Source organism: Rhodococcus sp. 27YEA6, assembly GCF_044908235.1.
In the GTDB taxonomy this organism is placed as follows: Bacteria; Actinomycetota; Actinomycetes; order Mycobacteriales; family Mycobacteriaceae; genus Rhodococcus_F; species Rhodococcus_F qingshengii.
Window position 1 is genome coordinate 106,685 of record NZ_JBIYCY010000002.1, and the last position, 20,501, is coordinate 127,185.

Sequence of the window (20,501 nt, forward strand, 5' to 3'; positions counted from 1 at the left end):
CACCAATATGTATGATTACCGCCACACGTGGCTTCGAGTGCCAGAGCGGCCACCTGACCAGCCCCTCCGAAAGACGAGGTTCGACAAGTGACCAACCTTCAACCCCGAAAAATGGACTTCGGATTCGAGGATCAGGACGTTCCCTTCCTGTGGAACCCGGAGAATCCGGCCTGGTCGAGCATGTCCAACGCGGTCTCGTTCCTGGCCATCGGTTTCGAGAAGATGATCGTGAAGATGATCATGCAGACCAAGTCGCGGATCAGCGATCCTGAAGTGGCCGAGGAAGCCGTGGCGTTCATGCGTCAGGAAGGCCATCACTCGACCGCGCACCGCCAGCATGTGAAGGCTCTGATCAGGCGCTACCCCGGACTACAGAACACGCTCGACGCTGTGATCGGTGAATTCGATCTACTGACCGAGGCGACCTCGCTGAACTACCGGCTTGCATACACCGCGGACCTGGAGGCGACCTTCACTCCGGTGTTCAAGCTGATGCTCGACAACGAGGCGACCTTGTTCCGCCCGGGAGACGACCGCGTCGCGTCGCTGTTCATCTGGCACTTCGTCGAGGAGGTCGAGCATCGCAGCTCGGCTCTGATCATCTTCAATTCCGTTGTCGGAAGCGAGCTTTACCGGATGCGGATGGCACCGTCGATCTTCGCGCACGTGATGAAGGTGATTCGTATCGCCTGCGCAGGCTTCAACCAGCACGTTCCGCTCTCCGAGCGGCAAGTCGACTCACTGTCGATGTTCGCCACCCACCGCACCAAGCAGAAGATTCTGACGTCGTTCGCTCCGTATCTGACCAAGGGCACGATGCCTCGCGCCTTCGATCACCTTCAACTCGGAGAACAACTCGTTGCACTCGGCGGTGTCTTCCGCAGCCAGATGCCCAATCACAACCCGGACCACGAGAAACTCCCCGCACTCGCCGACCAGTGGTTCAAGCGTTACGACGACGGCTACGACTGCACACGCTGGTACACCGCCGAATCTCAGGCACAAGCCGAGTCGATCACGTCAGGGGCCAACTGATGGCAGAACACTGCTCCCCCACGTTTTCCCAGCTCGCAACAGAACTCGGTTTCTCCTGTCAGGAAGCAGGTGGACTCGTCGAGTTCCGTAACCCGGCGGCGCTGGAGAACTGGACCCTGCCCGTCCTCGAATGGACCATCATCGTCGGCTCGGTGCTCGCACTGGTCCTGGCGATCGTGCGGTTGCGCCGCAACGGCGACCCCACCAATCTGGTTCTCTGGTTCGGCGCCACCGCCTACCTGTTCATCATCGAGCCTCCGCTGTACTTCCCGGCGGCGTTCGGCATCGAAGAACAAGTGGACACGATGTTCGCGCACAACGTGTTCACCGTCGACTTCATGTGGGGTCGACTGCCGCTGTACATCGTTGCCATCTATCCACTGATGGCGACGTTGGCCTTCGAAATAGTCAGAATGCTCGGCGTTTTCCGCAAATACGGTCCACTACTGGGCGCTGTCTGCGTCGGCTTCGTCCACCATGCGTTCTACGAAATCTTCGACCACCTGGGGCCCCAGTTGCGGTGGTGGGAGTGGTCGACGTCGAACCCGATCAACCAACCCATGTTCGACGCGGTTCCACTTCCCAGCGTGGTCGTCTTCGCCGCGCTGTGGCCGATGTCGTTGGCATTCTGCGTCCAGTACTTCGTCGGACGGCACGTCGATGCCGGCAAGCACTTCTCCGGACTTCAATTGGTATGGCGCACCATCGTGATCGGCCTGCTGGCCTCGCTGGGTACGTTCATTCTCCCGCTCCCGGCGACGGTCTTCGGTATGGGAAGCGACACTGTCCGCGGGTTCCTCTACGCCGCTGAACTTGCAGTCCTCACAGTGGTCGCGATCGTGGTTCTCGTCCGCCAATGGACGCACCTGCGCTCGGCAGAATCGAACACTCCTGCACACACCAACAGGTTCGTGCAGATCTACAGCGTGGTGTACCTGGTTGTCATGGCCGTCCTGTGGGCGAGTGCGCTTCCCGACTTCTTCGACGCGGTCGACGGTTCCACCAGCGCTGGAGATCCCATCGGGAACCTCTGGTACACAGTGGCGTGCTTCGTCATCGCAATCCTGTGCGTGAGCGCAACTTTCACCATTCCGAAGCGGAACTCCGGGACGGCCGACGCCGAGCTCCTCGGGGCAAACTCAGCGACTCCGGCTACCTAGGCGACCGGGACGAGACCGCTCGGGTCTCGTCCCGGTTTCTCGGTTTCACGGGACGCGCTGAGTCCACTCTTCGGTTCTGAACTTCGTGTCCACCAGCTTGCGCGCCTGCTCCAACTCCGAGTCCGTGTAATCGCTGTCGTGGGTGTCGTATTGACCTCGAAAGTGCTGCGCAAACGACTCCAGGATTGCTGCACGCGTCATTCCGGTCTGCGAACGCAGCGGATCGACGCGCTTGGCCGCACTCTTGGTTCCCTTGTCCGACATCTTCTCTCGTCCGATTCGCAACACCTGCGTCATCTTCTCAGCGTCGATGTCGTAGGCCATGGTCACGTGATGGAGCACAGTGCCGGACGCGAATCGCTTCTGAGCGGCGCCGGCGATCTTGCCCTTGTCCGAGGCGATATCGTTGAGCGGCACATACCGAGCGTTGATACCGACCTCGGCAAGCGCTCCCATGACCCACTGATCGAGAAACGCGTAGGACTGCTCGAAACTCAAACCCTCGACCAATGACGCCGGTACTGCCAACGAGTACGTGATGCAGTTGCCCGGTTCCATGAACATCGCGCCGCCACCGGAGATTCGGCGCACCACCCCGATGCCGTACCGCGCAGCCGCCTCGGAGTCGACCTCGTTACGCACGGACTGGAACGATCCGATCACGACCAAGGGCGAGTCCCAGTCCCAGAAACGCAATGTCGGCGGACGCTCACCCGATGCGACCTCACGCGCGATGACCTCGTCCAGCGCGACGTGCATCGCGGGATCGAGAACCACCGGCGGGATGAGGTCGAAGGTGTGATCCGCCCAGCTCGTGGCGTGGCCGAGTGCGCGCCGGATCGCGATGCCGACCGACTGCGGCGTGAAGCCGATCATCGAGACGGACTCGTCGAGCGCAGTGGAGATGGCATGCGCCAACTGTTCTGCATCCGAGTCGGCGGGCATTCCGCGCAACGCCGCGTTGATGTCGTCGAGCGCGCTGTCGGGCTCGAGGAAGAAGTCCCCCGAGACTGCGACTTCGGACAGCCGACCGTCCGCCACCTCGACGTCGACCGCGACCAGTTTTCCACCAGGAACCTTGTACTCTCCACGCATCCGTCCAGCCTATCCCTGCGGGATTCTCTGCGGTGAGCGCCGTCGAAGATCACACCCCGCGCGCAGTGCGCATCTGTTCGGAAGGCAGGGCGATCAAGTAACCACACCTGTAAGTCGCTGCGGGGCTGCACAATCGCGCGGACGGGACCGCACGTGTCGACCCCTGGCAATTTGGCCGAGCAACGGCCCTGCTTCTGCCGACAGGCGAGATGATCTCTGTGGTGGGAGGATTGCCGCAACGAGCCAACTCCCTGGCGAGCCACAACGGAGGTAGACATGAAGGTCCCGGCGTTCCACTCGACGGTTCCTTCGGATCTCGACGTCTATCACGACAACGAAAGCTGCATTTTGGCCGCGCGCATCGCAGTGTCCCATCGTGCCCACGGAGTCGACGGCCGACCGTGGTGCACTGCGTGTGCGTCTTTGGACTGACGAGCGACCACCAGCTCACTCACACCCACGTCGCCGATTCGGGGGCAACCCCGTTGGCCCGAGCATTCGCATCGATGACAGCGCGGAGCCACACTGTCAGACCGGTCTCGACCTGCTCGTAGAACGCGGTGAATCCCGGATCGGCCACGTACATCCGTCCCAGACACACCTGCATCGAATGTGTGCAGTCGAAGTAAACCCCGATCGACGCTCGGTGCCGTTCTGCCAGCAAATTCGCCTCGCCGCTTCCCGGTTCGACACCGGATCGGCAGGCCAGCGCCAGATCTTCGTTGAGCGTCTCGACGCAGTCGGCGATCTTCTGCCAATCCTCAGCGGTCCTACCCGCCGACCGTTCCGCGTGCTGCGCCCACTGCGCACTGTCACCCCAACGCTCGTGCGCCTCAGGTCCCCATGACGGCTGCCAGTGTCGGCCGAAGATCGAGACCTGCTCGTGTGCCGGCAACAGCACACCCGACTTCCTGGCATCGATGATGCGATCCAAGGACTCGCCCAGTTCCTCCAAGTCGGCTATCCGTTGCCGCAACTCGGCGCGCTGCCCACGCAGCGTCTCGTCCACGTGGGCTGCGGGCGCATCGAGCAATATCCCGATCTCGTCGAGCGACAAACCCACGTCACGGTAGACAAGCACCCGGCCGATGCGACCGAGGTCCGCGTCGGTGTACAGCCGGTAGCCCCCGTCACTGCGCCCGGACGGACGCACCAAACCGATTGCGTCCCAATGATGGAGGGTACGTACGGTTATGCCTAGTCGTGATGCGGCAGCACCGACAGTGAGAGCACTGTCTGCCTCGTCTCCGAAGAGTTGGTCCGTCACGTGATCCAGTCTGACAGACGCGGTTCGGGAGGCCACAGCGTCAGACCTCGGTTCAGTCGTCGGGTCCGTCAATTCCCATGCCTCGCAGATGCTCGGCCTCGGCACTGTTCGGGTCGTACGGACGAGCGGCCGTCATGATCACGCGCGCGTTCTCCGGTGTCACAATCTCCAACTCCAGTGAATTCCACGGCTTCAGATGTGGACCGCTGGTGCATCCGGGCCGCAATTCCTCACACGCCTGTGCTATCTGGTCCATCTGACTCAGCACACACGCAAAGCTCACACTGACGGACGGTGGTGAATCTGCACATTCGCCGGGCACGAGCAGAACGTCTTGAAATGCCCAGCGTCGCAGGTGCGTCAGTCGATCCGGTACCGAAAAGAGGTCGAAGAAACCGAGCCCACGGATCCAGAAGTCGGCAGATTCGGCCAGATCCGATGTCGGAACCGACACGAACATGGGCATTCCGTAGAGACCTCGGAACTGTTCCGGAGGCACGGCGTCTGTAGCGGGGACAGGGACGGGGCTGATGTCGAATGCCGGGTAAGTATCGGTCATGAAGCCATCGTGAGCCCTCACGCTACGTCAGGGTCAAATCGTGTGAAATCCGATCGAACCAGATTGCGCGATCACACCGTGCGTGCGAATGCGCCGTCGTCTGCGAATACCCGTTGGGCAAAGCGTTCGCCGATGAGACGGTGCGTCGCAGCGTCCGGATGGAGCTGATCGGGAAGCGGCAACTCTTCGTTCTCGGCCGCACCATAGAGATCGCACCCGTCGACGTAATGCAGATTGGGATCATCCGCCGATCGCTGGGTTACGATGCGCGCCAACTCTTCCCGAATAGAGCGCAGCGTCAGCTTTCCGGCTGCGCGCTCGGCGGGATCGCCGGTAGCAACGAATCGCATTTCGCCTCTGGCAAGCGCGTCGAAATCGAATGCACCAGGTCCAGGCGTGTCTTCGTGAATCGGGCAATAGACAGGCGAGACGACCAGCAGTGGAGCCACTGGATGACCGTCGCGGACCGTGTCGAGGAAGCCGTGCATTGCCGACGTGAAGGCCCGCAGGCGCATCACGTCGGAGTTGACCAGATTGATGCCCATCTTGATGCTGATGAGGTCGGCAGGAGTGTCTCGCATAGCGCGGGCGACGTACTGGTCCAGCAGAGCGCTGCCGCTGAACCCGAGGTTGATCAGATCCACGCCGCCGAGGGAGGCTGCGAGAGCAGGCCAAGTGCGGGAGGGACTTTCAGCGCCGGAGCCTTGACTGATCGAGCTTCCGTGATGGAGCCACACATCACGCTTCGTGCCGACTGCGAGTTCGAGCGGGGCGTCGGTTCGCAATGCGACAAGTTCGGTGGTTTCGTTGTGCGGCAACCAGATCTCGACGGTCTTGGATCGCGCGGGCAAGTCCGCGAAGCGGATGGTGCTGACGGGTCCGGATTGTCTCTGAGCGGTACCGGTCGCCATGTCGATCGTCACCGTGTTGCCACCCTCAGCGATTGCGTGCCCGGTTGGTTCGCCGTCGACGATCAGGTCGTACACCCCTTGCGGCCTCGGCGGAGCACCGATGTAGATCATTTTCGTGGGCAGAGTGTCGAGTTCGATGGCCGTAGCGCTGGTTCGGAACACCAGCCGCACTCCGGACGGTTGTGATTGCGCCATTGCCATCTGCCCGTCAGCGAATTGCGTGCGAGCTCTGGCAGGCAGACGGTGTGTCAGCACACCGCGTTCGGTCCGCTCGAGCTCGAGGGCTCCGCGCACGATGTCCTCGGAAATTACGGTAGTAATCCAGCTGCTCTGGCTGTTCATCTCATTCACCTGTAGATAAGTTGCGAAGGTTTTAACTACAGCACACAGTAATTTGCCTATACTATTTAGGCAAGCGGTTTCACTTCTCGACGAACAGGACCAACGGACATGCCTCGCGCAGGACTGACACCCGAACGCCTCGCCGTGGCGGGCGCCGAATTGGCCGACGAGGTGGGCTTCGAGCAGGTGACCGTATCGGCGGTCGCCAGAGCGTTCGACGTCAAGGTCGCAAGCCTGTACTCGCACGTGAAAAGTTCGAACGACCTCAAAACCAGAATCGCGCTGCTTGCCTTGGAAGAGATGGCCGACCAGGCTGCCGACGCCGTGGCCGGTCGGTCCGGCCGCGACGCCTTGACCGCCTTCGCGAACGTGTACCGCAACTACGCGAGGTCACACCCTGGTCGGTACGCCGCGTCACAGATGCGCCTCACCCCGGAGGCCGCGGCCGCGAGCGCGGGTTTCAGACACTCGCAGATGATGCGATCGATTCTGCGCGGGTACAACCTCACCGATCTCGATCAGACCCACGCAGTTCGGTTGCTCGGCAGCGTTTTTCATGGGTACGCCAGCCTCGAGCTGGGTGGATCGTTCAGCCACAGTGCACCGGACAGCGCCGAAAGCTGGGCAAGAATCCTCGAGGCTCTCGATTCGATGCTGACCAATTGGCCAGCGTCGAGTCCATGACCAGTCGTGATTCTTGCGCGCCAAGTTCTTGCGCCACTTGGTGATCGCACACGGCCAAGAAACCTCGGGCCCACCCCAGGAGCGGCGCCACACAATCGCGCGCTCCCGCAACCACAGGTCGCACTGGGACAGAAGAAGGTCCGAGTAGGCAAGAAGCCGGGCGTGGAGCTCCGCTTAGAGGAGAAGCTTGGCGCGCAGAGAGTCGACAGTGCCCTGGTCGACGCCGAGGCCCTCCCGTACGTAAGTATCCATACCGCCGTAGAGCCGGTCCACCTGTGCATACGCCGCATCGAGCCACGACAGGTCCACCGCGTCGTCCCGGCCCAGGTACGTGTTCGACGCCATGAAATCGGCACTGATGAACTCACGCGGGACACCCAGAATGGTCAGCAGGATCGCGGTACCCCAACCGGTGCGGTCCTTCCCTGCACTGCAGTGGTAGACGGTTGCGCCGTCGGAGTTGTTCGCGATCGCAGTCAGCAGGTCACGGAAGGCGACATCGGAACCACGGTAGTTGACCATGAACGGGTAGCCGATGCTCTGGCCGATGTTCGAGGTTCCCTTGACTGCGCCGTCGATCAACGCGCGACCGAGGGTCAGGGGAACGAACTCGTGGAACGCGATGCCGTGTTCGATACTGACGACGTCGGCGACCTGGTAGGTGACCCCGGCGGGGATCCGATCGGGATCCTCCGCACGTTCGGAGGCGTTGCGCAGGTCGACGTCGAGGGTCAGGTTCGCGGCGGTGAGTTTTGCCAGATCAGTCTCATTGAGCGAGCTGAGCTTGTTGGAACGGAACACCAGGCCTGTCCGGACGGTCCTGCCGTCGGTAGTCCGATACCCGCCGATATCGCGGAAGTTCCGCGCCTCGTCGAGCCTGATCTCGGCCGCGGACGGCGGTGGGATCTCCGGCAGCGGCGGTTGCTCCCCGGACGATCCGAACTGACTCGAACCCAATTGCAGGTCGCCGCTCGAAGCGGAGGCGAGTGTGGGGCCTGTCAGGGCCGCACCCATAGCGACCAGCGCAGCGAGGGCGATTCCGAAAGGGCGCGCCCCTCGGCGGCGCGTGTAGACAGTTGTCACCTTCATCCTCTCATTCGCTGTGCGGGATACCCCGCGCCCCGCAAACTCCCGTGCGAGATTACAAGGGTGGCACGCTCCTCGTCCCGACTTTGCTCCAGAAACCGGACATGTGTTCAGGTGCCCGGCCAGCCGCCATCCTGCAGGAAGAAACTCTTGCCCGTCACTGCGTCGCCATCGACCACGCCGGGCCCGTTCGAACGACAGACCGCGGCCGCAGCCGCTCCACACGTCCGGTACGGCCGTGATGAGGTTTGAGCGCAACATTGCGTGGCGTGCCACGAAAACTTACGTTATTGGGTCCCGCAGGACGAGCTCCTGCCACTCCTGCACCTCGGCACGCTGAACCGCGCCCGTGCTTGTCACTCCGACTCGCCGTCGAGACATTGCCCAAGCCAGGCACCCATATCCGACGCAGCGCGGCGGGCAACAGGCGTTGGATGGTTTGTAAATCCATGCGGGACATCAGGATAGAGACGCAAGTCGACGTCGTTTCCGGCCGCCGACAGTCGCGCCACCATGGCAAGGTTCTCTGCCAGGACCACGTCTTCTGATCCAACGACAACGAGGGTCGGCGGCAGGCCGCTGAGGTCGCCGAATGTCGGAGAAATATCCGGGAGAGTGCGATCATCGACATGGCCGACGTAGGCTTCGATGAAGTATTCGTCGCTGATGGTGCGGCCCGCGGGAGTCTGGGCACTGACGTCGTACGTGCCCGCTTCCAGCACCGCACCCGAAAATGCCTTGGCCAGACCTCGATCACGAAGGCGCAGCAACGTCGTCGTCACCAAGGTTGCTCCCGCCGACATACCACCGATGGCGAGCCTGGTCGTCCCGAACCGTTCGGCAGCGACATCAAGCAGCCACAAGGCGACTGCCTCACAATCGTCCGGCGCTGCCGGCCAAGGGAATTCCGGTGCAAGCCGGTAATCGACGGTAACCACTACCACCCCGACCTCGTCGGCAAGTCTCATGCTTCGGGCGTCAGCGCTGGCCGCTGAACTCATGTAGAAACCCCCACCCGGAAGATACAGATAGACCCCGTTGACATCGCCGTCTTTCGGAGTGACTACGCGCACCGAAACGGATCGGCCCTCGATTGCTGGGCAGCGTTTTCCATGGATATGCCAGTCTGGAGTTAGGTGGATCGTTCAGCCACAGTGCACCGGACAGCGCCGAAAGCTGGTCCAGGATCCTCGAGGCTCTCGATTCGATGCTGACCAATTGGCCCGTTCCGCAGAATCGAGTTTCGGTCGAAGCAAACACCTCCGTCAGCTAGACGTAGCGTCCTGCGTTTCCTTCTCCCCAGGCAATCGGCGAGGTTCGGAAGCACTGCGGACGAGCAAGATCGGCGTAATAAGTAGCAGTACACCGGAAATGACGATTGCAGCGTGTGTGCCGGTGAACACCGCCATTACACCCCACCCTGCGGTCAGCAACGCAATGACGGCTTTGTTGGTCACTGACCAAGCCGTCAGAACGCGGGCAACACGATCAGTCGCAACCCTTTCGAGTCGGTAGGTCGCGAAGATCGGATTGAAAACTCCCATGCAAGCGATCAAGAGGAATTCAACTGCGATGACAACCACGAGTCCGCCGACACCTGGGGCGACGAACACAAGTCCAACTGGCCAGCAGGCTCGCAGGACACCGGACACGGTCATAACTCTGCGTCGCCCGTAACGCGCGACTAGCCGCGGAGCCAACCGAGCGCCGATCAAGCCACCGAGGCAGGGAAGGCCGAATGCAAGGCCGTACTGCCAAGGCGAAAACCCGAGTTCGCCCACGAGCAGAACAACCAGTAGTGGTTCGGTCGCCATTATGAGGGCGTTGACCAACACCGTGTTGAAAAAGAGTGGCCGCAGTTCGGAGTCAGCGAGGATGAATTTCCAACCGTCGAACATCGCCTTCAGATTCGGTGTCGGCTCGTCGCGCCGATCGGGGCGAAACTCCTGTCCTCGGATGGCATACAACCCGACTGCCGAGACCAGGAATGAACCGGCGTTGGCGATCACCGTGACAACCGGACCCAACATTCCGATTGCTCCACCACCCAACGGCGGACCAACTGCGGTGGCGGCCCAAGTCGTGGATTCGAACCGCCCGTTGGCGACCAGAAGTTGCGATGGTTTCAGCAGGTGCTTGAGATAGGCGCCGCTCGCTGCCACGAATGCGATATCGGCCGCCACAACAACGATCGAGACCAACAGCAGCAGCGTGAATGTCAACCAACCCATGGCAAATGCCACCGGGACGCAAATCAGTGCACAAAACCGCACAAGGTCCGTCGTGATCATCACTGGCCGCTTGCGGAGGAATTCGACTTTCCCGCCGAGAGGCACTGCAATCACGGCACCGACTGCCAGCCCGGCGGCCGCGAGCATGGACACCTGGAAGGTGCTGACATCGAGAACCTGGATCGCGATGAGGGGTAGAGCACCGAATCCCACCCAGGTGCCGACAGTGCTGGAGACGTACCCGAACCACAACCACCCGAATTCTCGACCAAGTCGCGCGTTTTGAGCTTCCACGTCCACCCCCTGTGACCACCGATATTCGACAACGAGGATCGAATCACAGCTGTGTGACCTGTAGCAATCAACTGCGAGGCGTCCGTGCCACAACCATCGGTGGTGTACATATGATCGGGAGATGGACTTCGACACCGTGCGAACTTTTGTCGTGGCAGCCGATCTCGGGCAGTTTCAAGCAGCAGCAGACGAGCTGTCGATCAGCCAGCAGGCAGCATCCAAGCGGATCATCGCGCTGGAGCGAGAATTGGATGTCCGACTGTTCAATCGCACGCCGAGGGGCGCACAGATCACGATCGATGGGCAGGCGCTTTTGCCCCATGCACGCGAACTCCTTCGAGTTCACGAGCGAGCCGTTGCCTCCGTGCATCCGGGCCGGCGCGCACTCCGGGTCGATGTCCTCAACCGTCGGATCGCGCCCGCCGTTCTGATCCAGGACTTCTACCGCGCCAACCCTGGAATCGACCTCGACGTCGTCACTTTGTCTACCTCGAACGCTGCCGCCGCGATCGCTGCCGTCAGATCCGGCGAGATCGACGCGACCATCCGCGCGGTGACGAAGACGAGCCGTGAAATACCTGACAGCATCAGAATTACCGGCCTACTCGAGGATCCGCTCCAAGTCTTAGTCGGACCTTCACACCCCTTCGCCGGCTCACCGTCCGTGACCCCGACTCAACTCGCCGATCACCGGATCTGGATTCCCGGCATCGTCCCAGGCACCGAGTGGTCCGAGTACTACGACCAACTCTCGTCCACATTCGGTCTCACGATTGATGCGATCGGCCCAAACTTCGGAACCGAGGCACTCCTCGACGCAATCGCCGAATCTGCCGAGTTGGCAACACTTGTCGGCCAAGGAGATCGATACCTCTGGCCCGCCGGTTACGACTTGCGACGCATTCCGCTCCGCAGCCCAACGCCCGTCTACCCACACTCGCTGATCTGGCGCGAGGACAATGCGCATCCGGTGCTCGGCATTCTTCTCGCCTATCTCGAGAGTCAGCACGAAGCCCGTCGGACAACCGACTCATGGATGCCGACGCCTGCTGTCTCACACTGACCGTTGGGCCTCGTCGACGGATTGCGCAAAGGCAGCAAAGACTCGATTAATGTTCTTTAGGTGCTTCCCCCAATCGAGGAACTGCGTACTGAGCGCCGAACTACTCGTGACCGCAACCGCGGACCCACCTGGCGCCGGACGCACCTCGAGCACGACGTGCTCACCCCAACTCGACAAGCTAATCTTCGAGCTTGACTGCAGTGCTGTTGGACCGATCTGCCTCACGTTGCCGAAGATGGCCCTCAAAGTGTTGTACCCCAACGCGAAAGCCGACTCGGCCGGAAGGCGAAAAGTATAGATCTGCGTCCGGGAGAGTGCCACGCGCTCAGTGTAAATCACCGCCAGTCCCGCCCAGGCGACGCCTCGTGGGCCAAATTCCAGGTGGAGCGACTGGCGTACGCGGCAAACTTGCCGATTCAGCACGCTGCAAAGCGGCCCGGAGGAGGCTTTCTCACGCTAGCCTCGACTCGGAATTGGACGTTTGTCTAGAAAGGTCGATGGATGCGTGCGCTGTTGCTTGCCACCCTCGCAATCCTGGTCCTCCAGATTGCAACTCCGGCGGCGAACGCTGCACCACCGGATCCGGGCTGGACTCTCCCCCAACTGACCGTCGCAGATCGAACGATCAAGGACGTCGACGGACGAACGGTGTTGCTCCGCGGCGTGAACGCCAACGGTCTCAATAACTACGCAACCAACGGCACCGGTCTACCCACCGTTACGCCGCTGGGAAGAACGGACTTCGCGCAGATGGCAGCGCTGGGCTTCAACGTCGTCCGGCTCAACGTCGCGTGGTCCCTCCTGGAACCGACCCGCGGTGCATTCGACACTGCGTACGTCGACCGCATCCGAGTAGCGGTCCAGGATGCAAAAGACCACGGCATCTACACCGTTCTCGACATGCATCAGGATGCATGGGGCCCGTACGTCGGCACCCCGAGCGACCAGTCGTGCCCGTCTTTCATGGAGCCGGGAGTCGGCTGGGACGGCGCACCCGAGTGGGCAACCCTGACCGGCGGATGGACAACCTGCAACATCGGTGGACTCAGGGAAGCCGCACCCGCGATCGCCCATGCCTTCCAGGCGTTCTACGACGACGAGCAAGGAATCCAGAGTCGCCTCGTCGCGACGTGGGCGCGGTTGGCTGCCGAGTTCAAAGACGAACCAGCTGTAGCCGGATACGACCTGTTGAACGAACCGAACCCCGGCCTGCGCGATCCATTCACGGCAGCTGATCAGATCGGGCAGTTCTACAAGCGGGCCACCGACGCCATCAGACAGGCCGAAGCAGGAGGATTTCCACACCTCGTGTTCTTCGAGCCCAGCGCGATCTGGTCGGCTTTCGGCCTCGACGCGCTGCCTCCACGCCATTACCTGACCGATCCCCTGGTGGTCTTCTCGCCCCATCTCTACAGCGAATCGATAACGGTCAGTAGCGAATTTCCCGGAATCGAAGACGGATTCAAGATCGCCGACCTCGCTGCCGCCTGGTACGACGCACCGTTGTGGACAGGTGAATGGGGTTGGTTCGGCGACGCCGACGAGCAGAGAGCAGACGTCGACCGCTTCGTCGATGCCACCGACAGGTACCGGATGGGCGGCGCGTGGTGGTCGTGGACACAAGCGTGCGGTGACCCCCACCCGGTTCGCGACGGCAATACCCACCAGCCGCAGGGAAATCTGAATCGCATCGACTGCCCGTCCGGTGAATCACTCGGGCTCGTAGAGGGATTCGCCGCGCCACTCTCGCGAGCGTATCCGCGGGCAGCGCCCGGCTCGCTGACGGAGGTATCGCGTGACGGGTTTGACGGGAGCGGCACCGGACGGGTCGAGGCCTGGTACCCCGGCACCGACCGGCCACAGCTCGAGACCACGAATCTCTCCGACGTCCGACTGTCCCCGATCGAGGGCGGATGGCAACTGATCGGTCACGCCGACGGCGACTACGCGGTCAAGCGCGCCTGATCGAACGATCATCCGGGAATCGCGCGTTCACACCACGCGAAAGAGCGGGTATCAGAAGATTCCGCCAATTCCCTTGCCGATCAGAACAACTCCGACGACCAAGATCAACACACTCATCACCGTGGTGTTGTTGTCCTCGAGCCAGACTTTGAGATTGGCCAACGGCTTTCGCAGGCGATCAGCAGCCACCAGGTATCCGATGACCGGGATCGCGACAGTTGAACTGGCGATGACCGTGAATACGAGAATCGAGGTGATCGCTCCGCTGGTCGCCAACGACGCCGAGCCGATCGACACTCCGGCCGCGATGCACATGAGCAGGTTCTTCGGGTTGATCGCGGCGAGCGCGAATCCAAGGCCCAATCCCTTGACCGCGGTCATCTCGTCGACGGCTTGCATCCACTTCGGTGTTTCGTGCTCGCCGCTGCGCCCCCGCCACTGCTTGACCCCGACGGCCAACAGGAGGACACCGAGAGCTAGTTTGATCCACGAAACCGTGGCGGACGGTCCGTCGTCTGACGTGCTGACGGCACTGGACAAGATGACGAAAAAAACTGTAGCGATGAAGATTCCGAGTAACCAGCCCACCGCGAACCCGGCGCTGGTGCTACCCGCTCGCTTGGAGAGCAACATCAAGATGGTGGCGATGACGGCCACCGGCGACACGGCGACACCGACGGCCAACGGGAGAAGTTCTCCGACAACGGAACCCATGTCAATACTCATTTCTGATTGCGGCAAGCAGGATAGGCGGTAGGCGAGAAAAGCCGCCCCTGTCCGCCACGACGGACAACAGAGCACAGCCGATACCGCTGCGCGACAATGCTGACACTGCGAGCGCCTGCGTAGTTGATGCCTCATTCGAAAGGGATGAGTGCCTGAACCGCAGGCCCCGATTCCCCACCGAAGATCGCGAAAAGACTTGGTCAACGGTGTGTCGGCTGCGCTCGCAGCAGAGCGCAGCCGACATCATCGAGGAGGATCACCAGACACAATCTCGAGTAGTGACCTCACGCGTAAAGACGGGTTACTTCGCGCAGCCACTGCCCTCGAACGCGAGCTTGGACGTATATTGCCCGTCCGGCAGATACTCTCCCATCACTGCCTTCTCGTCACCGGGCGTCTTGGTGTCGTGTGCAGCGTGGCTGAAGTCCTTGGCCGGCAGCATGTTCCGCATGATCAAGAGGGAATCGTCGGGGTGCCCTGCGCCGTCACCGGCCGGCGAGAGCGAAAGCCATGACACCCCACATTCCTTCGTAGCGTTTGCGGGTCGGTCTTCAGGGAGCGACGCGACAATCGTGTAGCGACCATCCGCATCAGTGGCCATCTGCTCGTCGAACAGACACGTCGCTACCTTCGTCGTTGCCAGCGATTCATTGCTGCACATCGACCAGAACCGCATGTCGACTGCGCTGTCGAGATTCTTTGCGCCGCCTGTCGTCTTCGGAGTCCTCGGCAACTCTCCCCGAAGTACTAGAACTTCGCCGAACCCACGGTTGACTTCAGCGGTGACGTAGCTGTTGTCGATGTTGGAGTACTGCCCGCCCACCCGCTGGGGTGTGCCATCGCATTTGCCGAGATAGGTACAGCCGAGCGTGAACTCGGCGCTGTAGTACGCCCGCCAGACTGGTGTCTGCTCGGAAGGGAATGTCGCAGGCTTGCCCGGTTGGTCACGCAATGCCTTGTACGTGTCCAGCGGCAGCGAAGCCGGCTTCAAGATTCCGTTGTCCGCACCGACCGCTGAACACAGATCCTGCCCGCGCAACACCTGACCACCGGAAAGGTGCAGCTCTGGCTCCGGCAGTCCAACGCCGCCGGTGAGATCACGCCCGTTGTCCGGCAGGTAGATGCGATAAAGCAGGCTTATCCGGTCCTGACCTGGCACACCGGCATACAAGGTGTTGGGTTTCGGCTCAGCAGGCGAGGCCTCGTTGAGGACGGAAGCCGTGTACGACCTGGCACTTTCGTTCGATCGATCGGCACCGGGAAGATAGGTGTTGCGCGAACCTGCGTCGGGATCTGTCGAAATGTCATTGAGGACGGCGGTCGGCATCGCGGTTGCTGCGTTGTACGAGTTCAACGACTGATAGCGCGCATGCGCATACTGCCCTCGGATAACCAACTCGGCGTTCTCGGGGATTGTGAACTGCGCAGCCCAGTAAATCGCCGCGGTGTCAGGAAAGGCGTAGTTGAGCTGTGGGTCCGCGCGCTCGGGATTGATCGGCACGGACCAGAAGCAGGTCGACACCGGATGCTCGACGTCCGGTCCGCCGGATCCGAAATCGACAGAACCAGATTCGGATCCGCTAGCCGAACCGGTTCCTGATCCGGATCCGCTCGACGAGCCGAAATCGACAGATCCGACCGCCGGCGCGGCAACCGCGGACCCAGCCCCGGCAAATACAGTGATCGCACTCAGCGCCACCGCAGCTACGAGTGTTCTTGATGAATGCATCGCGCTCCTTGTTAGATAGCTGACAAACAGTGATAGAACGATCTAGAGCGAGTACTCCCGGTCCAACGACGAGAGACCGTCACGAGGTCCGCACTCCGCACTACTACTTGGTGGGTTGAAAGTCGTTCGTCAGAGCGCCGCGAATCGCGTCGGTGTCCGACTGAGACCAGTTGTCGGGGTGCAGGATCCGCGCCCACATGTCCGCCGCGTCGGCACCGTAGTTGTGCCCGTGACCTGGCGGAACGTCCGCCGAGAAGACCATGTCGAGTGTCACCTGCCAGAATGTCACGAACGGTATCCACGTCATTCCCGGATCGACATCACGGCCGAGAGGCTCGGCAAGCCAGTCCGGCTTGTTCAGAAGCAGGTCGAAAGACCACCAGACAATTGGGTCGCTGGCGTGCTGCCAGTACACGACGCGTGAGTCGTTCCACGGCGCATCCAGTTCGAGATCCTCCGGATAGGCAGCGAAACGAATCGACTGCCCGTCGTCGATCACCGGCACGGCTTCCCGTGAGCCGGAGTCACGACTGCTGGTGATCTCCTGCCATTGAGCGGTGAAGTTCGGAGTCCCCGACCACAACGCCCCATCCACCCGCGTCGCCATGTCCTGTGCTCCCGCGAACGCGGCCTGTCCCCCGTACGATCCGAGGCTCTCGCCGAAAACGACAAGCTTGGGGCGCTTGTCGAGCGGCAGATCGATCCACTTCGCATAGACAGAGTTGAACAGCGCCCGGCCTGCGGCCATCGGGGTTTCGCGATCGGCGATGAATGCCAAAGGGCTGGGAAGGAACGAGTACTGCATCGCCGCGATGGCGGTATCGCCGCCCTGGACGTATTCGAAAGCGGACGCCACGTCGTCGTTCACCCAGCCGCGGCCGGTGGTGGTCACTACTGCCAGGACGGCACGGTCGAAGCCGCCGGTGCGCTCGAGTTCGTTGACGACCCGCTGCGCGACACCGTCGACGGAATCCGACGACTCACGGCCGGCGTACACGCGGATGGGTTGCTTCGCGTCCCGGCCGGTCAGCGCGGAAATCTGCACCGCAGACGGCCCGCTACCCACGAAAGTGCGACCCTCCTTGCCCAGCGAATCCCATGCCTCCGCAGACATGGGTGAACCACTGCGTTCGGCGATCAGAGGCTGGTCGATACCATCGGGCGTGTCGTTGTCCGCGCCGGAGAAACTCCAGTTCGCAAAAGCGATGAGCCCGTTGTAGAGGGCACCGTTGACGACGAAGATCGCCAACGCGAAGACGACGACCAAGCTCGCGACTTTCGCTGCTTCCTTGGGAACAAACCGCAGAGCAACGGCAGCGAGTCCTCTGGTGAGATGCCGCAGACCGCGACCCACCTCCAACAAGATCAACCACACCACCAGCGAAATCAGCAGCACCAGAAGATAGTTCGCCCGGTTCACGCGAGGCGCCTCGACCAGATCACGGACGATCTGCTGCCACCACGAACCCAAGATCAGAAAAAGAGGCACCAATATCACTGCCAGTACGGCGAGTACGGCCCAACCGATCCGCTTGGTCCGGTCCGACCATCTCGGTTCAACTCCGCATTTGCGGATCATCCACGCCACGCTCACACCGATGCCGTACCCGGTGGCGACGGAAATACCGGTTGCCACGCCCTGCAGGTACCACGCGCGCGGTAAGAGGGACGGGCTCATCGAGAGGACGAAAAACACCAGACCGAACGACAACCCGACCGAGTGCAGTGTCTTGCCGTAGCGCCGCACACCTTCCCACACACGTTTCATGCCCGAATCGTAAGTGCGCCAGAAAGATGAAATGCGCCTCTCATCCCTTTCGAATGAGGCGCGAACTACGTCGGTGGAAAGTGTTCGCTATTCCGCGTCATGCACCGAAAAGCTTCGACCCAACGGCAATCACGGGCGAACACCGGTGGTGCGTTGACAGATTTCACACACGCGATTCCGCGTACACTGTGTGGGGTCAATCCACTCAGCACGTACAAATTCGGCGCGATTCTCATGGCGGCAAAACGAGGAAACCTACCGATCGAACTGAGCAGTTTCGTCGGTCGCCGGTCCGAGGCCAAAGAAGTCCGACGCCTGCTGTCGGACTACCGGCTCGTGACCCTTACGGGCCTGGGTGGGGTCGGCAAAACCCGCTTGGCGCTCCGTGCCGCCGATGATTCCTCCCGTGCGTTCCCCGGGGGCGTCTGGTTCGTCGACTTCAGCGAACTGCGGGAGCCGGCACTTCTCGATCAGACGATTCTTGCCGCACTCGGAGTACAAGACCGATCTACGCGGTCACCGCGATCGGTACTGATCGGCCGTCTCGTCGACGAACGTGTCCTGCTTGTTCTGGACAATTGCGAACACCTCATCGGCTGGGTTGCCGACACCGCCGCCGAACTTCTCCGGTGCTGTGCCCGATTGGCACTTCTGGCGACCAGCCGAGAACCGCTCGACATTCCCGGCGAGATGGTATTACGGGTGCCGCCTCTGCGATTTCCCACCGAGGCGCCGTCGCCAACCGACACCCGTGATGGTGATGCGATGATGCTGTTCGAGCAGCGGGCACGTTCCTCCGTGACGGACTTCCGCATCACCAGCGAGAACAGCGCGGCTGTGGAGAAGATCGTCCGCCGGTTGGAAGGACTACCGCTGCCGATCGAGCTGGCGGCTGCCCGACTGAGGGCGATGTCGGTCGATCAGATCCTGCAAAAACTCGACGACCGCTTCCAACTGCTGACGCGGGGCAGCCGGAACGCTCCAGCGCGTCAACAAACGCTTGCACAGAGTATCGACTGGAGCTTCGATCTGTGTACGCCGCCGGAGAAGTCGTTGTGGGCGAACTCGAGCGTATTTGCGGGTAGCTTCGATCTCGGGTCCGTCGAAGGAATTCTCGCCGACGAAGCACAGAACGACGACTTGGGCGATCTCGTGATGTCCCTTGTCGACAAGTCGATCCTCATCCGTGAACAAAACGGCTCGTACGTCCGCTACCGCCTACTCGAGACTCTTCGCGACTACGGGCGTGAACTGGTGTCAGTCGACGAGTGGGTCTCGCTGCAGCGCAGGCACAGTGAGTGGTTCAGGCAACTCGTCTTCCGCGCCGGAGTCGACTGGACGGGGCCGCACCAAATCGACTGGATGACGCGGATCGACCGCGACTTACCCAACGTGCGCACCGCGTTGGAATTCGGTCTGACCGAACCCGACTCGGTCGAAGACACATTGCGTACCGCAAGTGCTCTGCATGATTACTGGCTTGCACGTGGTCGATTCAACGAAGGTCGCTACTGGTTGGGTCGCGCCCTGGCCGAGGTGCCCGAACTGACCGAGGGCACTCTCGGTGAGGCGGTAGTCGAGGCCGCCGCGACAGGCGCACTGCTGGCAGCCCTCCAACGAGATATCGCTTCGGCGACAAGCATTGCCGAAGAGGCTCGGCGACAGGCCGAGATGCAGCGGAACGACGACGGACGCATACTGGCGCGGTACACGCTCGGATTCGTCGCGGTCGCCGACGGCGATCTCGTGCGCGGTGCCGAGTACCTGGAGCAGGCTGTCGCAGCATTCCGGGCAAACGACGACATCGCCCGTCTGGTACCCGCGCTCTACTGGTTCGCCTTCGTCGTCGACGCACTCGGCGAAACCGACCGGGCTGCAAGCATTTACGAGGAGGAGTTGGCCCTCACCGAATCGCGCGGCGAAATCTTGTGGCGGTCGATGACGATGTCGGACTACGGATCCGCCCTGTGGCGTCATGGCAACCACGCTCGCGGTATCGAGCTACTCGAAGATTCTCTCCGATTGCTTCGAGGGCTGGGTAACCGGTTCGGATGTGCATGGTGCCTCGAGGAAATCGCGTGGACGCTTGTCGACCGGGACGTAAAGCTGGCAGCCACACTGATGGGAGCTGCCGACACGCTGTTCACCGCCACGGGCAGCCCGATGGACACCTTCAGGAGCATGGTCCCGTACCACGAAAACAGCGTGACCGAGGCTCGTAACCGGATCGGAGACAGGGTGTTTCAAACAGCATTCGATCATGGACGAGCTCTGACTCTCGACGACGCAGCGGCCCGCGCGCTGAGAGAGCAACCGCCCGGGGGATCACCGAAATCGGCGGCTGACGAAGTGCTGACTCCGCGGGAGCAGCAGGTGGCCGAACTCGTCGCACAGGGCCTGACCAACCGAGCAATCGCGGACAAGCTGGTCATTTCTCAGCGCACTGTCGACGGCCACGTCGATCACATACTGAACAAACTGGGGTACGACTCGCGCACCAGGATTGCGGCCTGGGTGCTCCAGCACACAAACGACTTCCGCAACCCTTCGACCTCGTGACGGTCGGTGTCTTCGATCGATCGCGGC

At 61.7% G+C, this 20,501-nt stretch carries 17 protein-coding genes and 1 pseudogene; 8 read left to right on the plus strand and 10 right to left on the minus strand.

Going from position 1 to position 20,501, the window contains the following annotated elements:
* Nucleotides 1-87: 87 nt before the first annotated feature.
* Nucleotides 88-1,035 (plus strand): metal-dependent hydrolase, encoded by a 948-nt coding sequence (locus ABH939_RS06870; RefSeq protein ID WP_030535581.1) that lies wholly within the window; start codon nt 88-90, stop codon nt 1,033-1,035.
* On the plus strand, nt 1,035-2,195 hold the full coding sequence (locus ABH939_RS06875) for a hypothetical protein (protein ID WP_030535582.1): 1,161 nt from the start codon (nt 1,035-1,037) through the stop codon (nt 2,193-2,195). The genes ABH939_RS06870 and ABH939_RS06875 overlap by 1 nt, the downstream gene beginning before the upstream one ends.
* Before the next feature lie 45 nt (nt 2,196-2,240).
* Here ABH939_RS06875 and ABH939_RS06880 read toward each other — a convergent pair whose 3' ends face one another.
* Entirely contained in the window at nt 2,241-3,290 is a 1,050-nt protein-coding gene (locus ABH939_RS06880; RefSeq protein ID WP_404649491.1) for a biotin/lipoate A/B protein ligase family protein, read from the minus strand.
* 276 nt (nt 3,291-3,566) lie between these two features.
* On the opposite strand from ABH939_RS06880, the gene ABH939_RS06885 reads away from it, so the two are divergent.
* Nucleotides 3,567-3,722, plus strand: a complete 156-nt coding sequence (locus ABH939_RS06885) for a hypothetical protein (RefSeq protein ID WP_165638325.1) — start codon at nt 3,567-3,569, stop codon at nt 3,720-3,722.
* A 19-nt stretch (nt 3,723-3,741) separates the two neighbouring features.
* On the opposite strand, the gene ABH939_RS06890 is transcribed toward ABH939_RS06885, so the two are convergent.
* The 3 genes from ABH939_RS06890 to ABH939_RS06900 all read right to left on the minus strand — a co-directional run bounded on the left by ABH939_RS06890 (nt 3,742) and on the right by ABH939_RS06900 (nt 6,369).
* Entirely contained in the window at nt 3,742-4,557 is an 816-nt protein-coding gene (locus tag ABH939_RS06890; RefSeq protein WP_047271490.1) for a MerR family transcriptional regulator, read from the minus strand.
* 52 nt (nt 4,558-4,609) lie between these two features.
* Entirely contained in the window at nt 4,610-5,116 is a 507-nt protein-coding gene (locus ABH939_RS06895) for a glyoxalase/bleomycin resistance/dioxygenase family protein (protein ID WP_030535584.1), read from the minus strand.
* Nucleotides 5,117-5,187: 71 nt separating this feature from the next.
* Complete coding sequence (locus ABH939_RS06900; RefSeq protein ID WP_030535585.1) at nt 5,188-6,369, minus strand: GDSL-type esterase/lipase family protein; 1,182 nt, start codon at nt 6,367-6,369, stop codon at nt 5,188-5,190.
* A gap of 108 nt (nt 6,370-6,477) precedes the next feature.
* Between ABH939_RS06900 and ABH939_RS06905 the strand changes: the two genes are divergently transcribed.
* Nucleotides 6,478-7,053 (plus strand): TetR/AcrR family transcriptional regulator, encoded by a 576-nt coding sequence (locus ABH939_RS06905; protein WP_030535586.1) that lies wholly within the window; start codon nt 6,478-6,480, stop codon nt 7,051-7,053.
* A 174-nt stretch (nt 7,054-7,227) separates the two neighbouring features.
* On the opposite strand, the gene ABH939_RS06910 is transcribed toward ABH939_RS06905, so the two are convergent.
* Nucleotides 7,228-8,142: a tyrosine-protein phosphatase gene (locus tag ABH939_RS06910; protein ID WP_007735104.1), complete on the minus strand. Its 915-nt coding sequence runs from the start codon at nt 8,140-8,142 to the stop codon at nt 7,228-7,230.
* Between the two features lie 353 nt (nt 8,143-8,495).
* Nucleotides 8,496-9,233: pseudogene (locus tag ABH939_RS06915) on the minus strand (alpha/beta hydrolase); the annotation flags it as partial.
* Between ABH939_RS06915 and ABH939_RS06920 the strand changes: the two are divergent.
* On the plus strand, nt 9,233-9,412 hold the full coding sequence (locus tag ABH939_RS06920; protein WP_404649492.1) for a TetR-like C-terminal domain-containing protein: 180 nt from the start codon (nt 9,233-9,235) through the stop codon (nt 9,410-9,412). The pseudogene ABH939_RS06915 and the gene ABH939_RS06920 sit on opposite strands and share 1 nt — an antisense overlap.
* On the opposite strand, the gene ABH939_RS06925 is transcribed toward ABH939_RS06920, so the two are convergent.
* Nucleotides 9,405-10,664, minus strand: a complete 1,260-nt coding sequence (locus ABH939_RS06925) for an MFS transporter (RefSeq protein WP_404649493.1) — start codon at nt 10,662-10,664, stop codon at nt 9,405-9,407. The two genes, ABH939_RS06920 and ABH939_RS06925, sit on opposite strands and share 8 nt — an antisense overlap.
* Nucleotides 10,665-10,785: 121 nt before the next feature.
* Between ABH939_RS06925 and ABH939_RS06930 the strand changes: the two genes are divergently transcribed.
* Nucleotides 10,786-11,727: a LysR family transcriptional regulator gene (locus ABH939_RS06930; protein WP_125050944.1), complete on the plus strand. Its 942-nt coding sequence runs from the start codon at nt 10,786-10,788 to the stop codon at nt 11,725-11,727.
* Between the two features lie 501 nt (nt 11,728-12,228).
* Nucleotides 12,229-13,692, plus strand: a complete 1,464-nt coding sequence (locus ABH939_RS06935; protein WP_404649494.1) for a glycoside hydrolase family 5 protein — start codon at nt 12,229-12,231, stop codon at nt 13,690-13,692.
* Between the two features lie 51 nt (nt 13,693-13,743).
* Here ABH939_RS06935 and ABH939_RS06940 read toward each other — a convergent pair whose 3' ends face one another.
* The 3 genes from ABH939_RS06940 to ABH939_RS06950 all read right to left on the minus strand — a co-directional run bounded on the left by ABH939_RS06940 (nt 13,744) and on the right by ABH939_RS06950 (nt 17,915).
* On the minus strand, nt 13,744-14,406 hold the full coding sequence (locus tag ABH939_RS06940) for a GAP family protein (RefSeq protein ID WP_070161844.1): 663 nt from the start codon (nt 14,404-14,406) through the stop codon (nt 13,744-13,746).
* A gap of 313 nt (nt 14,407-14,719) precedes the next feature.
* Entirely contained in the window at nt 14,720-16,147 is a 1,428-nt protein-coding gene (locus tag ABH939_RS06945) for a hypothetical protein (RefSeq protein ID WP_404649495.1), read from the minus strand.
* Nucleotides 16,148-16,250: 103 nt separating this feature from the next.
* Nucleotides 16,251-17,915, minus strand: coding sequence for an alpha/beta hydrolase (locus tag ABH939_RS06950; protein ID WP_404649496.1), 1,665 nt, complete (start codon nt 17,913-17,915; stop codon nt 16,251-16,253).
* 234 nt (nt 17,916-18,149) lie between these two features.
* On the opposite strand from ABH939_RS06950, the gene ABH939_RS06955 reads away from it, so the two are divergent.
* A complete protein-coding gene (locus ABH939_RS06955; RefSeq protein WP_404649497.1) occupies nt 18,150-20,474 on the plus strand; it encodes a LuxR C-terminal-related transcriptional regulator in 2,325 nt (774 codons plus the stop codon).
* The last annotated feature ends 27 nt before the right edge of the window (nt 20,475-20,501 follow it).

Coding starts and splice junctions, on each gene's coding strand:
- ABH939_RS06950 (WP_404649496.1), bottom strand. CDS start 17,915: ATGAAACGTGTGTGGGAAGGTGTGCGGCGCTACGGCAAGACACTGCAC.
- ABH939_RS06910 (WP_007735104.1), bottom strand. CDS start 8,142: ATGAAGGTGACAACTGTCTACACGCGCCGCCGAGGGGCGCGCCCTTTC.
- ABH939_RS06905 (WP_030535586.1), top strand. CDS start 6,478: ATGCCTCGCGCAGGACTGACACCCGAACGCCTCGCCGTGGCGGGCGCC.
- ABH939_RS06875 (WP_030535582.1), top strand. CDS start 1,035: ATGGCAGAACACTGCTCCCCCACGTTTTCCCAGCTCGCAACAGAACTC.
- ABH939_RS06935 (WP_404649494.1), top strand. CDS start 12,229: ATGCGTGCGCTGTTGCTTGCCACCCTCGCAATCCTGGTCCTCCAGATT.
- ABH939_RS06930 (WP_125050944.1), top strand. CDS start 10,786: ATGGACTTCGACACCGTGCGAACTTTTGTCGTGGCAGCCGATCTCGGG.
- ABH939_RS06945 (WP_404649495.1), bottom strand. CDS start 16,147: ATGCATTCATCAAGAACACTCGTAGCTGCGGTGGCGCTGAGTGCGATC.
- ABH939_RS06940 (WP_070161844.1), bottom strand. CDS start 14,406: ATGGGTTCCGTTGTCGGAGAACTTCTCCCGTTGGCCGTCGGTGTCGCC.
- ABH939_RS06900 (WP_030535585.1), bottom strand. CDS start 6,369: ATGAACAGCCAGAGCAGCTGGATTACTACCGTAATTTCCGAGGACATC.
- ABH939_RS06895 (WP_030535584.1), bottom strand. CDS start 5,116: ATGACCGATACTTACCCGGCATTCGACATCAGCCCCGTCCCTGTCCCC.
- ABH939_RS06955 (WP_404649497.1), top strand. CDS start 18,150: ATGGCGGCAAAACGAGGAAACCTACCGATCGAACTGAGCAGTTTCGTC.
- ABH939_RS06885 (WP_165638325.1), top strand. CDS start 3,567: ATGAAGGTCCCGGCGTTCCACTCGACGGTTCCTTCGGATCTCGACGTC.
- ABH939_RS06880 (WP_404649491.1), bottom strand. CDS start 3,290: ATGCGTGGAGAGTACAAGGTTCCTGGTGGAAAACTGGTCGCGGTCGAC.